Annotated in this window: 1 protein-coding gene; it reads right to left on the bottom strand. The window is 46.6% G+C overall.

What is annotated here, in order from left to right; genetic code table 11:
- Positions 1 to 249 (bottom strand): hypothetical protein (locus ACWA1B_RS23265; RefSeq protein ID WP_456911047.1); only part of this gene is annotated, 249 nt, incomplete at both ends.

Raw genomic sequence — 249 nt, 5'->3', positions numbered from 1 at the left:
ATCCACCAAATGATAATGGCGGACAAACGGACGCAAATGTCGCATCGAGGCGATCAACTTGTTGTTGTCACCGTGAACATAAATAAACGCATGCGAGACATCATAAGCTAACGGCAGTTGTAAGGCCAACAGGCGCTCTTCAAATTCAGGATCACCGTATGCAAACACCGGCAACAATGAGTTTTCAAACACCACATTATCTGGTGCTGTTGCCGTCAAATCAAGCATCCGCCCAAGCACGACTTTTTG

The sequence above is a fragment of the Flavobacterium xizangense genome, from assembly GCF_054075145.1.
This window is presented reverse-complemented; position numbering and strand designations above follow the sequence as displayed.